We start from the raw sequence: 13,865 nt of genomic DNA, 5'->3' as shown, positions 1-13,865 counted from the left end.
AAAGCTAGTGTTCTAGGTGATTTAGGGTAAAACTTATCAAAATAATCCTACATAATCATTTTTTACACAGAATAATAATCAGGATCTTTGTAACGATCACTCCGCAGCAAATCTAAAGTATTTACCTTAGGAAATTTTTCACTAAACTTATTATCTATTTTATCGCAGATTCGATAATTTCATTTCTCCATTTATTATCAAATGATTTTTTTGCTAACGGCTCATACGATTTATCAATTGCATTCATTAAATGTTTTGAACTAAAGCCCGAATCTTTGCTAAATGCAATAAAATCATCAATTTGCAATGGCATAATTTTAACTGCTGTATCTGTAAAGCTACCTACTTTATTAGATGATTCTAAAGGTACTGAGGCAACTGCTCTCCAAATATTAATAGTATTATTGTCAAGTTTATCAGCAAGAAATAATGTTGTTGAGGGTTTATCAGAGTTAATAGATAAGTTTACTGAATGACGTAGAACAGGTTCCCATTCTCCTCTTTTTTGTGCATTTTTATTCATTAAGGTAACCTCAATCATCAGCACCCTATCATTATAGTTAACAATAAGGTCACCATCTCCACCACTTGCATGAGTTAATGGCAAAAAATTTGCATCAAACGTTAGTCTAAAAGTTTTCAATAAGCAATAATGCTCATCCGATAAATAATACCAAGCAAGCCCTGAAACATATTCGAAAATTGTTGGAACATCCGCTTTATTTGTTACTTCTTTTTGAATTTTTGCATCATTATCCCTATTCTTAAACAAGCAAAGAATATCAAACACTTTTTCTTTTGGAAATTCATTCTTGACAAAGTCTTCAAATTCCTGCGACCGATTATTATCCAGATACTGTTCAAGAGATGTAGACTTATCTAATCCATATTTCTTTGTTACTAAGTCAATCTGTAGCTCAACGTCTTTTTCGGTAGTGCCCAGTATTTCTATCAAAGGCTTCATTTGGCCAAACGAACTTGTAGGTGTAGATTCATAATCATCAAAAGAGCCAGAATTTAAAATATCATTTCGAAGACTCATAATAATCTTCTGATTTTTAAATAGATCCTCGTTTCTAATAGTCATAATTCCAGATTCTGTTTTAAATAATCCTGTAGCCTCAAGAATATATTTAGTTTCACTTTTGTTTTCTTTTAGACGATCTGCAGACTTAGAACCGGTAAAAAAGCTATAAAAAGTATGATTAAACTCTCTTATCGAGGAACATTTAAGGAATTCATGATTACCATTATCAAACATGAATTTTCTAAATGATGTCTTGGGGGAAATCTTAAAAATTTTCTTCCCATAGCCAAATGCTTTCTTTAAAATCTCTTTATTTCGACTCTTTTTCATTAATTCTTTAATTTCAATAAAATTGCTTTCGTTACGATCTAGTATAAATTTACATAAGGAATTATAGAAATCAAAATAAATATCACTAGTAATTGACGATTTCCTGTTAGTAAATAATTTATAAAATTCATTCTTCGGAATTTGTTTGTCACCTAAATTCTGAATAAATTCCGTTTCTTTATTATTACCATTGTTAATGAGCAATGACAAAAGTCCTTCAAATCCGTTTTTTTGTAATTGATTATCAATATCATTCATAGTGTATTTACCGGTAGGCGATACTAATTGCACAATTTTCATAAAATTTGAAACACTATAAATATTCCTGTCACTAAACTGTTTTAAAACCAAATATAATGCAAACTTTCCTGGAGAATAATATCGTTCCCCTTTTGAATCAAAAATTCTTACTTTAAGAATTTGACGTAACGTTAATAAATTATCCGAAGATAAATTTAAATTTTTTTCCAAAATATCAGTATTAATTACTGAAGGGCTAATTAACGCTTTCCCTGATGGGGTTAATTCTCTATTGTTTGACACAAAACCTATATTGTTCAAAGACGAGGTATAGTGGCGAGCACGAGATTCAATGGCTGTATCCAAAATTGCTTTAATTGTATAATCTTTTCCTTTTTTATTTGTGTAAATCACTTTATTAAAGTCTAGTGACGAATCTAGCTTATAAAACTTTTTATTAAAGAGTGGATTGCTTTTTAAGTAATCCTCAAAGGCGTCATATTGAGGATGTTCATTAAACGTACCAATAGAATCATTAACTGCTCGTTTATAAAATTTATATTGGTTTAGAGATTTCGGATATGGCGCCCACGGATTAACCTGGTTTATGTTTATATCATTTAATATTGTTAGATAAATCTTATAGGCATTTAAAATATCCTTTCTTCTCCCATTTGTGTCATACAAATTAAATATTTTTTCGTCAGATTGAAGTTTCATAATTTGTGATTAATACTTCCTTACTTGATAAACGCTTCGTATGATAATTAGAGTTTTTAAATGTGTTGGTAATATTAAATACATTATACTTTTTACTCCAATTAATGAGCTTAACGTTCTCGTTTCCTTTGTGTTCTAAAACATTACTAAGAGCAAATTTTGCTCCCTTTTTTTCAATTTTATCTAAATAATCCAAAAGATCCTGATCATCTTTAGCAGTCCAACCACCATTTTCATTATAAGTAGCTGCTGTTATTAAATAAGGAGGATCAGCATACACAAAATCACCCTTGGCAATTTCAATATTACGAAAGTCCTTTGAAACTATATAAGGAGATTTTGCTTTCCATGCACTACTAAAAGCCTGAAGCTTTTTTCTCATATTTTTATTGAAGTCACGTTTTCCTGTAGGATTATTAAAAAGTCCTCGTTTATTATATCTAATCTGATTATTAAATCCAAAAATAATTAAAGTATATAAATACAAAGGCTTCAGCGTTAGATCTTTTGAATTATTGTAATCTTTACGTAATTTTAAGTAACCGGATTTATTAATATCAGCAAGTCCCTTGGTCGAAGAAGCTTGATAGTATTCGTATCCATGGGACATTGTATCTGTTAAACCATATTCGGCAATAATCTTATCAACAGATTTTTCAATGGATTCTATAGAGTGGTTTGCAATGTAATTGATAAGGTCTACTAACGGTTTATTATTGTCATTGAAAATAAAATTATCAGTACCTTGATAGTTAACGGTAATCACACCGCTACCGCCAAAAATATCAACCATCGAATCACAGTGACCAGGAAATAAAGATATTAATTGGTCCATGATACGATATTTACTTCCTGTGTAGTTTAAAAATGATTTAATCATGCTGCTTCACCCGTAACAAATATAATAATTCTTGATGATTTTTAATATTAGACTTACCAGAAGAAAATGGTTTAAATTCCTTAGAAAAGACACTAACTTGGCCACGTTTGCTTAAAGAGGTGATTATTTCCTCATGAGATATCTTTGAATTTGATCGTCCTGCACCTTTGTGGGACATATTGCTAAACGATACCAAAACATATTTAGCGTTAATATGACTTATTAAATCATCAAACGCTTGTGGAGCACTAACTAAATTATATTCGCTTTTCCTACCTTTTCTATCTATACTCTTTCTAGCAACACCAACAACCTCTGGTTTATTCCAATCAGCAATATTTTCCAAAACGTGATATGTATCCACATATTGCCGTGAATTATATGGTGTATCAATATAAATTAAATCAGCATAGATATGACGAACTAGTTTATTAGCATCTTCTTTGTATATATTATTATTACTGTAATTATGAATTACCGGCATTTTAAATGTTACATCATTAAAAGAGTCCATTTTTTTACGATATGCATCATAATGACCAACAGTGTTAGCAATCTTATCACTACCATAGATTATAGAAGTAATAAGACTAGCGTATTCTCGATGATTAAATTTTGTCTTATTGTCCTCAACCCATTGACGTGCACTACCAATTTTATCCGCATTTCTTAAACTAAAATACCTATTACCATATACTTTTTTTAGATATCCATCACCATATCCTTGAAGACTGTTCATATAATTTAGCGCTTGTCTAATTAGTCCAGAATCAATTTCCTCATTGCTGAAAAACGTTTGATAAATCAAATAATTAGAATGAAGAATATCATTAACAATGATACGTTTCCCTTCTCCAGCAAACATATCTGCCACAACACCTGTTCCACCAAAAATATCAGCAACAGTTTTCACTTCTCTCATGTGCTTATGTACAATTTTGCTAATAAAAGGTAATAGTTTTTCCTTCGATCCAAGATATCTTCGGTTTTGAATTTCAAAATTCATTTTCTTATTTTTGGTATTACTCTCTCTCTCTCGTTTGCTTTTTAATTCTAAAACTTTAGATTCATTCCAAAGAATTTGACCATTCTTTTTTTTAATTGTAGTTATACGCCCTTGTTTACGCCATAAATAAAGTGTTTGCCGCGTTACATTTAATTTAATTTGTACCTGTTTCGTCGTTAGCATTTATGCATCGCTCCAATTTTACATTTAATTATAATGATATACTATTGGTTTAACTTATCAATACTTATTTACTGTCTGCAATGTAAATACTTAACGTATTCTAATCATTAGTTCATTAGCGAACAATGTGGCACAGTGTCGAATTAAAGATAAAAGCTCATAACAGATAGAATGTATGAAGTTAAACCCTAAAGTTGGACGTTAACATTAATTCATGTTCGTCAAGGGCGTATTCCGATATTCAATTGAGATGCGGTCTTTTAGCATGTACCTGATTCTATTTTGATTGTAGTATTTGATACACTTTACCATAGCGTTCTTTAACCCCAAGTTAGTTTCAAATCCTCTCAAAACTAATATCACTACTGATTATGGCATTCTAGCATCTAAAAAAGTATCGGCAGCACTAAATAATTTCTTGACAATACAAAAAACACTTGTCTAGCTTGAAAAGGGACTAACAATACTTTAAATATCTCAGTGCTAATTGATGGTCATGTACTCCCCTATCGAAATAAAATATAGAAAACTCGACCCACCAGCCCCAAAAGCAAAAAATATACTAATTCCGATCGTCCAAATCAGAATTAGTACACTTTCGATTACTCGTAAATGCTATCAAATCCGCGTTTTTTTGTGCATTCCAGCACCGTCACTGCTTCCACGTGCGGAGTTTGGGGAAACATGTCGACGGGGTCGATGCGGCTGAAGGTGTAGCCGTTCTTTTGGAAGTCCTGCAGATCGCGCACGAGCGTGGCTGGGTTGCAGGAGACGTAGACGATCTTCTTGGGGTTAGTCTTGACGGCGGCCTCAATAAATTCGGGCGTCAGGCCCTTTCTTGGTGGATCAACAAAGATCACATCGGCCTTCATTCCCTGGGCGGCCCACTTCGGCATGACTTCTTCGGCCTTGCCCGCAACATACTTGGCGTTATGAATGTCGTTCAGTTCAGCGTTATTGTTGGCGTCCTTGACCGCGTCACGGACACTCTCAATCCCGCGTACGGCTTCAACGTGACCCGCTACGCTTAAGCCAATGGTGCCGATGCCGGAATAGGCGTCAACGACCAAGTCAGTTGGTTTGAGGTCGGCCTGCTTGATGGCTAAATCATAAAGACGCGGCGTCTGCAGCGAGTTAATTTGGAAGAAACTTTCAGGTGAAATGCGGAATTTAACCTCGCCGATTTGGTCAGTGATTTGCGGCTTACCAAAGATTAGGTAGTCAACCTTGCCCAGGATGACGTTGGTCTTCTTCGGGTTATAATTCAGGACCAGGCTGGTCACGCCGTCAATTTCCTTAATGGCTTCGGCAACTTTAGGTAACTGGCGGAAGTCCTTATGCAGGCAGACCAAGATAACCATGATTTCGCCCGTTGACTTCGATCGGCGGACGTCCAAATAGCGGACTTCACCCTTGTTGTGGATTTCATCGTAGGCTGGTACGCGATACTCACGCAAGACATCGCGCACCGCTACCAGGACCCGGTCAATTTCGGGATCGGTCGTGAAGAAGTTGGTCAGCGGCACCAAATCGTGCGAGTGACGGCGAAAGAAGCCGATGTCGAGTTGGCCGTCAACTTCGCGCACCGGCACTTGGGCCTTGTTGCGGTAGCCCATCTCTTCTGGACTAGCCAGCGTTTCGCTAACTTCAACGTTGTCCAAGTGCGCCTTTTTAAGCAAATTGACCACCTGGGTGCGCTTAAATTCCAACTGCTTGTCGTACTTGATGTGAGCCAGCGACGCTAGACCCGTCTGTACCCACTCGTTGAGCTTAATGTTGACGCGATCGGGGCTCTCCTTGATAATCTTTTCGATTTTAGCGAAGGCGAAGTGCTTCTTCACCTTCAAGACCTTCGCGCTGACCGTCTCGCCCGGCAGGGCGCTAGTGACAAAGACCGTCATCCCCTCGTAGTGGGCGACGCCCATGGCTTCGTATGACAAGTCAGTAATTTCTAAGTCGATAATTTGATTCTTTTCCATCTTTTGTCCTTTTTTACAAACATTAGTTAACATATCTATTTTACTCGAAAATGCAACAAAAGTAATTACCTGCGTTAGCTTAAATATTACCTTAAGTTAATTCGTTTTCCTTCACTCTTCCTCCGCGATGTGTTAGCTTAAATATTAATATAATTAAAGAAAGGACGTGCTTTATGAATAACTTTGAAAATAATTCAGACAGACGCCAAATTCACTCCATTTCCGAAACTAATGGTTTTTTGACCAAAATGTATGCCTTGATGGGTGCTTCAGTGCTGGTCTCGGCCTTAGTGGCCTACCTGACCATGACCGTCTTTCGGTCTGCCGTAATGGGTATGCCAGTTACCTTCATGTGGATACTGCTCTTCGTGCCGTTTGGCCTATCATGGGGAATCAGCGCTAAAGCCAACCGCAACCCGGTTGCCAGCCTGATTATGCTCGGTCTCCTTGCCGCGATTTATGGCTTTGAGTTTGCCCTGATTGCAGGTTTTTACACTGGCACGCAGATTACTTCTGCCTTTATTTCATCAGCGGTGGTCTTCATCGCGATGTCCGCCTTTGGCACCTTCACCAAGAAGGACCTGTCTAACTGGAACTCCTACCTGAGTGCCGCACTGCTCGGTTTCCTCGTGACCTGGATTGTTAACATGTTTCTGCACAACCCGACCATCACCTACATCTTCTCTTTCATTGGCGTAATAATTTTTACTGGTTTAACCGCTAGTGACGCCAACAAGATGAAGAATATCTACAACAATTACGGCGACCAAGTTTCCTCTACCGGTCTAGCTACTATTGGAGCCCTGCAGCTCTACCTAGACTTCGCCAACATCTTCTTGTTCTTGCTGGAGATCTTTGGTGGTAGTAGTCGCAACTAGTTATAATCATCATTATATTTTAATCAAAGTGAAGTGCTTTTAATAATTAACGAAGATTGTTAGCTATTAAAAGCATTTTTTTGTTAGTTTTTGTTACTCGCTCTAGCCACGTCTTACCTATTGATACAGCGCCAGCAGCCATTTAACAAGGCCAGTCATATAGTATTAAGCCTTGCACCGAATACTTAAGCAGGTTATAATTTTATCATATTTAATTTTAATGTTACTAGAACAAGTGAGGAATAATATGATTGGTTGTAGCAGTTTTACAATGGAAACCAAGGACAAAAAGCACTTTTTGTCCCGAACAATGGACTTTATGATGGAGATGGCCCAGGAGCTTGTTTTTACCCCAAAAGACCAGCCCTTCATCGTTTCATATCAGGATCAGCAAGAAATTACCAGCAAACACGCCTTTCTCGGTATGGGACAACTTCAGGATAGCGACAATGCGCCCATTACCTTTGACGGAGTCAACGACGCCGGCGTAACCGGAGCCGTCTTATACTTCCCTGGCTACGCCAACTATGTGGAGCGAGCTGAGGCCAACAAGTGGGCTGTTTCTCCTGACAAGGTAATCTCCGCCGTTTTATCGCAAGCCGCTTCCTTGACTGACGTTGAGGACTTGTTCCAAAATAAACTGGCTCTGGTCAACGAGGCCAGCCCGACCTTGAAAGTTGTGCCGCCGCTACACTACATCTTCTCCGATACTTCTGGCGCCAGTGTAATTATTGAGCCCCAAGCTGATGGTATTCACATTATTAAGGATTCAGTCGGCGTGATGACGAATAGCCCCGACTACCATTGGCACGAAACCAACTTACGGAATTACCTTGCTGTCAGACCTAAACAACACGCCGAGATTGAATTCCTTGGTAAAACCCTCAGGCCATTTAGTCAAGGTTCAGGTACTTTCGGTCTACCAGGAGACTTTACCCCTGTGTCCCGTTTCATCAGAACCGCCTTCATGAAAAACAACGTTGAACAAGCCCCAGATGAGTTTGCGGCAGTCAGTCTCGCTCATCATATGCTGGAATCGGTCAGCATCCCGCGCGGAATCGTTGTAACTACGGACGGTACCTTTGATTACACCTGCTACTCAGCCTACATTTGCGCTGAGTCCCGCAGCTACTATTATTCAACTTATGGCAACCAACGCATTAGATGTGTTAAGTTGACTCCAGAACTGGCTAAAGAAACCAACTACCGGACGTTCAAAGTAAATCCTCAAGAAGACATCGAATATCTAAATTAAAAAAAGCGGAGTCGGCCGCTTTTTTGCTAATAAATAGGCTCCTACTCTAAGTAGAAGCCTATTTATTTTAATTTATTCGCCAACGTAAAATTCAATCCGTTGCTGTAAGTTCTTAAAGGTAACTGGACAGTAGTCACCAATCTCGCCATCAAGGTTAACTGGCAGCTTCTTGCCAACACTCTTACCCAGTAGTTCAATCTTCAGGCTGGTCGTTTTGGTATAAATAATGTCATTATCGTCAACATGCTTGCCGTTCATCGCCAAAACCATGAGCCTTAGTAATTTTACCGGCTCAGATGTCTTGACAATCATTAACTGAAACAGTCCATCGCAAAGTTCTGCATCAGGCATCACTTGCTCAAAGCCACCAATCGTATTGGTCATGCCAAGTAGCAACATCGCCAACTTACCCTCATAGACGCCCTCATCATAAGTCAGACGGAGTTCGTTCTCAGTTAGGTGCGGCAGCATTTCTGCACCCTTAATCAAGTAAGCCGTGTAACCCAAGGCAGATTTAATCTCGGATGGTACCCCATAGGTTAATTCTGTCAATGAACCACAGGCCGCAATATTGACGAAGTACTGATTTTCACCGGCAAAAGTTGCCTGGCCAATATCCATTTTCCGCGTTTTATGCTTGAGAATAACCTTGCTAGCCTCCGCAATATTTTCGCGCGGAATATGCAGGGCACGGGCATAGTCATTAGTTGTGCCAGCAGGAATAATCGCCATCTTCGGCCGCTTATCCAAAAAGGCAATGCCATTGACAACTTCATTAATCGTGCCATCACCACCAGCCGCTACAATCAGCTCAAAGCCTGCCTGGGCTGCCCGCGTGGCCTCTTTTTGTGCACTCTGCTTTTCCCGCGTAGTTCTAAAAGCACTCGCTTCATACCCCGCTTGTTCCATGGTATCAAGTATATCAGCAACATTTTTGGGCATCTGTTCGTGACCAGATACAGGATTATAGATCAATCTTGCTTTTTTAGTCATAGTTATCCCTTACTTAATTTCTCACCAAAGCACCTTAACGATTTTGTAATTCTTTATTCAAAAGCTGGTTGATGACTTTCGGATTGGCCTGGCCGCGGGTCTGTTTCATGATTTGACCGACCAAAAAGCCAATTGCCCGGTCCTTACCATTCTTAAAGTCTTCGACCGATTGTGGATTATTGTCAACGACTTCCTTGACCATCGGCTCAAGTACACTGGTATCGGATAACTGAACCATGCCCTGGTCCTCAACAAACTTCTGCGGATCCGTACCGTTCTTAACGGTTTCGGCAAAGACTCGCTTGGCGATCTTGGATGAAATCGTGCCGTCCTTGATCAATTTAATCATGGCTGCCAAGTGTTCCGGTGTAAGCGCGATATCGGCTAGGTCAACACGATTATCATTCAAGTAACCGTTGACCTGAGTATTCATCCAGTTGGCAGCCAGTTGCGGATCGGCTCCTGCAGCCACGGTCTGATCATAAAAATCAGAGCTTTCCTTGGTTTGCAACAGTACCTCGGCATCGTAGTCCTTAAGGCCAAACTCACCGGTATACTGCTGGTAGCGCGCTTCAGCGGAGCGCGGCAGGGTCTGTTCAATCTCATCAATCCATTCCTGACTGATGTGATCTGGTGCTAGGTCAGGCTCCGGGAAGTAGCGGTAGTCCGCATCGCCTTCCTTTACCCGTTCTAAGACCGTCTTGCCCGTAGCATCATCAAAGCGGCGGGTCGACAACTGAACGCGGCCGCCAGCAAGTAAAACCTGCTCTTGGCGCTTTTGCTCATAAGCCAGCGACTTGCGCACGTGCTCAAAGGAGTTCAGGTTCTTCATCTCAACCTTGGTGCCCAGTTCCTTTTGACCGGCTGGACGGATTGAAATGTTGGTGTCAACCCGCATTGAACCCTCTTCCATCTTAACATCGGAAGCCCCGGTAAACTGAACGATTTTCCGTAGTTTTTCTAAATAAGCATAGCCTTCGTCTGGATCAGCAATCTCGGGCTCCGAAACAACTTCCAGTAGCGGCACGCCCTGCCGGTTCAAGTCAACATAAGAAAAACCATTGGTACCGTGTGTGTTCTTACCAGCATCTTCTTCAATATGCATTTCATGGATACCGATGCGCTTCTTCTTGCCGTGCACTTCAATTTCCACGTAGCCGTCGCGGGCTAATGGCTGAAAGAACTGGGTAATCTGATAGGCCTTCGGACTATCGGGATAATAGTAATTCTTCCGGTCAAAGTGCGTGTTAGGCAAAATATGAGCGTGCGTAGCTAGCGCAACCATAATTCCTAACCGGTAAACGTCCTTGTTGACGTATGGCAGCACCCCGGGCATGCCCCAGTCAATCACATTAGTTTCTGTGTTGGGCTTGGCACCGTAACTTACTGGTGAAGGTGAAAAAATCTTACTCTTCGTTTTTAATTCGAAGTGAACCTCGAACCCAATCGTTGATTTAAAATTCATCAATTAATCCTCCATTCCCGTTGGTGTTTGTTCATAGAACTTGTTACTACGTTCAATAAAGTCGGCTACCTTGAAGATGCTGCCCTCATCGAAGCGCTTGGCCATAATTTGCAGGCCGACCGGCATCCCGTCAACCAAACCGGCTGGTACACTGGCCGCTGGAATTCCGGCTAAATTGGCCGAAATAGTCAGGATGTCATTATTGTACATCTTGATTGGATCAGCAATTTCACTGCCAATATCAAAGGCTGGAGTAGTCGTCGTAGGTCCCACGATCACGTCATGGTCGGCAAAAATCCGGTCAAAATCTTGGCAAATCAAGGTTCTAACCTTAGCCGCTTGTCTAAAGAAGCGGTCATATGAACCAGCTGACAAGGCAAACGACCCTAACATAATCCGGCGCTGAACTTCTTCACCAAAGCCTTCAGACCGTGACTTAACATAAACATCAAGCAAGTCTTTAGCATCTTTGGACCGATAGCCGTAGCGAATACCGTCAAATCGCTGTAAGTTCGAAGAAGCTTCACTTGAAGCGATGATGTAATAGTCTGGCACAACATACTTAGTCAGCGGTAAAGAAACCTCATCAATAATGGCGCCAGCCTCTTTCAAAACGGCTATTTGCTGCTCGATTACATCGTGCATGTCGCCATCAACTGCATCGAGGTATTCTTTAACAACAGCAACCCGCATCCCCTTGACAGCTTGACCAATAAATTGAGTGAAATCCGGTACGGCTCTAGTTGATAAGGTAGAATCGTGCTCATCTTGACCAGCAATCACATTCAAGACCTGAGCTGAGGTTTTGGCCCGCTTGCTCATTACGCCGATCTCATCAAGCGATGAGGCAAAGGCAATCAAACCCCAGCGGGAAACGCGACCGTAGGTTGGCTTAATGCCAAAAATGCCGTTAAAGGCAGCCGGTTGGCGGATTGAACCACCGGTATCAGAACCCAGGGCGGCCACTACTTGACCCGAAGCAACCGCAACGGCCGAACCACCGGAAGAACCACCGGGAACCTTGTCCAAGTTCCACGGATTGTGGGTAATACCGAAGTATGAATGCTCCGTTGACGAACCCATTGCAAACTCATCCAAGTTAGTCTTGCCCACAAAGGTAACATGTGCCGCTTTCAACTTCTCAATAACCGTAGCATCATAAACTGGTAAATAGTTATCCAGGATGTGACTAGCAGCAGTTGTCTTGACATCCTTGGTAATAATATTGTCTTTTATGGCAATGGGAATTCCAGCTAACTTATGATGAGCAAAATCCAGGTCCTGGTCGGGCTTGGCATCTTCTTGCACCGTGATCCAAGCATTCAACTGGTCATCAGTCTGCTTAATATTGGCCACCGTATCTTGGGCCAGTTGATCAGCCTCCAACGTTCCTTGGGCTAATTTTTGATTTAATGAGTCAATATCTTCATTTAAGTAGTTCATTACTCGTCCTCATCCTTGTTAATAATTACCGGAACCTTGATAAAGCCGTTGGCCTGGTCAGGAACATTCTTCATCAGTTCAGTCCGATCCTGCCAGTGTTCTGGCTGGTCTGCTCGAAAGACGGTGTCACGGTCAACTACTTGAACAGTTTCTTCAACACCAGCGGTATCAACCTCTGATAACTGATCTGCCATATTAATAATTGAACTCATCTGCTCGGTCACCTGACCAAGGTCTTTTTCATTGATTTCCAGTCGCGATAAGACCGCAACGTGTTTAATTGTTTCTTCTGTGATTTTCACGTAAATACCTCCTTATTCCCCACCATAAATATGGACTTGATAACTACTATCGCCCGTTTCTTTGGCAACCAACGCTTGCACGTCATTAACCGAGCCGATTTTTATTTCAATCGGCACATCATTAGCCAAATATTTTCTAGCGGTGGCTAAAACCAATCTGGTAAAACTCTGAATCTGCTCGTACCCGTAAAATTGAGTTGTGATCGAGATATTCTCCTGCGCCAATTTGCCATTTTCATAGCGTAAGTTCGCAGTCACGCCACTAATATTGGGAAAATAGTTCTGAATTGATTGCTTAAAGCTGTTGAAATTCGATGCGTCACTGCTATTAATTGCCTTCTTATTGCCAACTGTTGGCAATACCTCGGCCTGGGTAGTAATAGTTTTCCATTTAGTTATTTTACTACTATTAGCAGCGGCTGTCCCGCTCAAAAAGTAAGTTCCAGAAACTAACGCGTCCTTACTTTCCTTGGAAAAAAGACCAATTGTAATTGGCACGTTCTTTAGAGCATTCTTCTTCCGCAAGCGGGCAACAATTTGCTGGGCAATCGCTTGCCCGTACTGCTGCTGCTTGGACCGTGAAATGGCGGCCTGGTATTCCGGTCCATCCTTAGTCTTTTGGTAGTAATCAACTGAATTAAGTGCCAGACCAATGCTCATTCCGCCAATGTGGTAGTTTGAACCAGAGCCCGTCAAATAGTCTTGCTCAATAATCTCTTCTAAATAATAAGGATTATATTGCTTCTTAGACCCCAATGCCGGGTTAAGTCCAGCTGGATTGGCCTTCGACTTACGCCCCAACCAGTCATTAGCAACCGTGGAACTGATATACTGTCCTTCTTGAAAAAGAAAAGAGTTAGTCGAATATTCCCCCTTAGAAATTTGCACGAGTCCGCGTTCAAGTTCACGAGTATCAACCGAATTATCATTGTTGGTGGCAGTTAAGCCAGCAATGGGGCTAGTAACGTAGTGTCCGTCTTTCAGCAAGACCGTATAACCATTGTTACCAGTTTCAGCTGTTTGATAGGTTTTATTATTCGAATCTGACGATGTTTTAGCATTGTTGGCCAAGTTGGAATTCTTTAAATTTCCGCAAGCAGTCAGGCTCAATGCTGCTCCTAAAATCGCTAAAATCTGCAAGTGTTTCTTCAATTTCTCTATTCC

The 13,865-nt window shown here is 40.7% G+C and carries 11 protein-coding genes; 2 read left to right on the top strand and 9 right to left on the bottom strand.

All coding sequences use genetic code 11. The annotated features are described in order from the left end of the window. Nucleotides 1-154: 154 nt before the first annotated feature. The 4 genes from ACSYSN_RS02190 to rlmD form a co-directional block, all read right to left on the bottom strand. Nucleotides 155-2,317, bottom strand: a complete 2,163-nt coding sequence (locus ACSYSN_RS02190) for an AlwI family type II restriction endonuclease (RefSeq protein ID WP_317637895.1) — start codon at nt 2,315-2,317, stop codon at nt 155-157. After that, nucleotides 2,301-3,197 carry a Dam family site-specific DNA-(adenine-N6)-methyltransferase gene (locus ACSYSN_RS02185; RefSeq protein ID WP_491712574.1) on the bottom strand — a complete coding sequence of 299 codons (897 nt, stop codon included), beginning with the start codon at nt 3,195-3,197 and terminating at the stop codon, nt 2,301-2,303. Before ACSYSN_RS02185 ends, ACSYSN_RS02190 begins: the two co-directional genes overlap by 17 nt. Then, nucleotides 3,190-4,386 (bottom strand): DNA adenine methylase, encoded by a 1,197-nt coding sequence (locus ACSYSN_RS02180; protein ID WP_491712573.1) that lies wholly within the window; start codon nt 4,384-4,386, stop codon nt 3,190-3,192. Before ACSYSN_RS02180 ends, ACSYSN_RS02185 begins: the two co-directional genes overlap by 8 nt. A 602-nt stretch (nt 4,387-4,988) precedes the next feature. Beyond that, nucleotides 4,989-6,365, bottom strand: a complete 1,377-nt coding sequence (gene rlmD / locus ACSYSN_RS02175) for a 23S rRNA (uracil(1939)-C(5))-methyltransferase RlmD (protein WP_491712883.1) — start codon at nt 6,363-6,365, stop codon at nt 4,989-4,991. A 173-nt stretch (nt 6,366-6,538) separates the two neighbouring features. On the opposite strand from rlmD, the gene ACSYSN_RS02170 reads away from it, so the two are divergent. After that, nucleotides 6,539-7,243, top strand: a complete 705-nt coding sequence (locus ACSYSN_RS02170; RefSeq protein WP_491712572.1) for a Bax inhibitor-1/YccA family protein — start codon at nt 6,539-6,541, stop codon at nt 7,241-7,243. Nucleotides 7,244-7,514: 271 nt separating this feature from the next. Next, nucleotides 7,515-8,498 (top strand): choloylglycine hydrolase family protein, encoded by a 984-nt coding sequence (locus ACSYSN_RS02165; protein ID WP_491712571.1) that lies wholly within the window; start codon nt 7,515-7,517, stop codon nt 8,496-8,498. Between the two features lie 72 nt (nt 8,499-8,570). On the opposite strand, the gene ACSYSN_RS02160 is transcribed toward ACSYSN_RS02165, so the two are convergent. The 5 genes from ACSYSN_RS02160 to ACSYSN_RS02140 are packed head-to-tail and all read right to left on the bottom strand — an operon-like array spanning nt 8,571 to nt 13,853. Then, nucleotides 8,571-9,491 carry a diacylglycerol kinase family lipid kinase gene (locus tag ACSYSN_RS02160; RefSeq protein ID WP_491712570.1) on the bottom strand — a complete coding sequence of 307 codons (921 nt, stop codon included), beginning with the start codon at nt 9,489-9,491 and terminating at the stop codon, nt 8,571-8,573. Nucleotides 9,492-9,525: 34 nt separating this feature from the next. Further along, nucleotides 9,526-10,956 carry an Asp-tRNA(Asn)/Glu-tRNA(Gln) amidotransferase subunit GatB gene (gene gatB, locus ACSYSN_RS02155; protein WP_317637888.1) on the bottom strand — a complete coding sequence of 477 codons (1,431 nt, stop codon included), beginning with the start codon at nt 10,954-10,956 and terminating at the stop codon, nt 9,526-9,528. Nucleotides 10,957-10,959: 3 nt separating this feature from the next. Continuing rightward, the gene (gatA, locus tag ACSYSN_RS02150; RefSeq protein WP_491712569.1) at nt 10,960-12,399 is read right to left on the bottom strand and encodes an Asp-tRNA(Asn)/Glu-tRNA(Gln) amidotransferase subunit GatA; all 1,440 of its coding nucleotides are present in this window, start codon (nt 12,397-12,399) and stop codon (nt 10,960-10,962) included. Continuing rightward, nucleotides 12,399-12,701 (bottom strand): Asp-tRNA(Asn)/Glu-tRNA(Gln) amidotransferase subunit GatC, encoded by a 303-nt coding sequence (gene gatC, locus ACSYSN_RS02145; RefSeq protein ID WP_491712568.1) that lies wholly within the window; start codon nt 12,699-12,701, stop codon nt 12,399-12,401. Before gatC ends, gatA begins: the two co-directional genes overlap by 1 nt. Before the next feature lie 12 nt (nt 12,702-12,713). After that, nucleotides 12,714-13,853 carry a CamS family sex pheromone protein gene (locus tag ACSYSN_RS02140; RefSeq protein ID WP_491712567.1) on the bottom strand — a complete coding sequence of 380 codons (1,140 nt, stop codon included), beginning with the start codon at nt 13,851-13,853 and terminating at the stop codon, nt 12,714-12,716. Between the last annotated feature and the right edge of the window lie 12 nt (nt 13,854-13,865).

This window comes from Lactobacillus sp. ESL1191 (assembly GCF_058504435.1).
Note: the sequence above shows the minus strand (reverse complement) of the source record. Positions and strands in the feature narration are given on the sequence as shown.

Coding starts and splice junctions, on each gene's coding strand:
- gatA (WP_491712569.1), bottom strand. CDS start 12,399: ATGAACTACTTAAATGAAGATATTGACTCATTAAATCAAAAATTAGCC.
- ACSYSN_RS02165 (WP_491712571.1), top strand. CDS start 7,515: ATGGAAACCAAGGACAAAAAGCACTTTTTGTCCCGAACAATGGACTTT.
- ACSYSN_RS02185 (WP_491712574.1), bottom strand. CDS start 3,197: ATGATTAAATCATTTTTAAACTACACAGGAAGTAAATATCGTATCATG.
- gatB (WP_317637888.1), bottom strand. CDS start 10,956: ATGAATTTTAAATCAACGATTGGGTTCGAGGTTCACTTCGAATTAAAA.
- ACSYSN_RS02190 (WP_317637895.1), bottom strand. CDS start 2,317: ATGAAACTTCAATCTGACGAAAAAATATTTAATTTGTATGACACAAAT.
- ACSYSN_RS02170 (WP_491712572.1), top strand. CDS start 6,539: ATGAATAACTTTGAAAATAATTCAGACAGACGCCAAATTCACTCCATT.
- ACSYSN_RS02160 (WP_491712570.1), bottom strand. CDS start 9,491: ATGACTAAAAAAGCAAGATTGATCTATAATCCTGTATCTGGTCACGAA.
- rlmD (WP_491712883.1), bottom strand. CDS start 6,365: ATGGAAAAGAATCAAATTATCGACTTAGAAATTACTGACTTGTCATAC.
- ACSYSN_RS02180 (WP_491712573.1), bottom strand. CDS start 4,386: ATGCTAACGACGAAACAGGTACAAATTAAATTAAATGTAACGCGGCAA.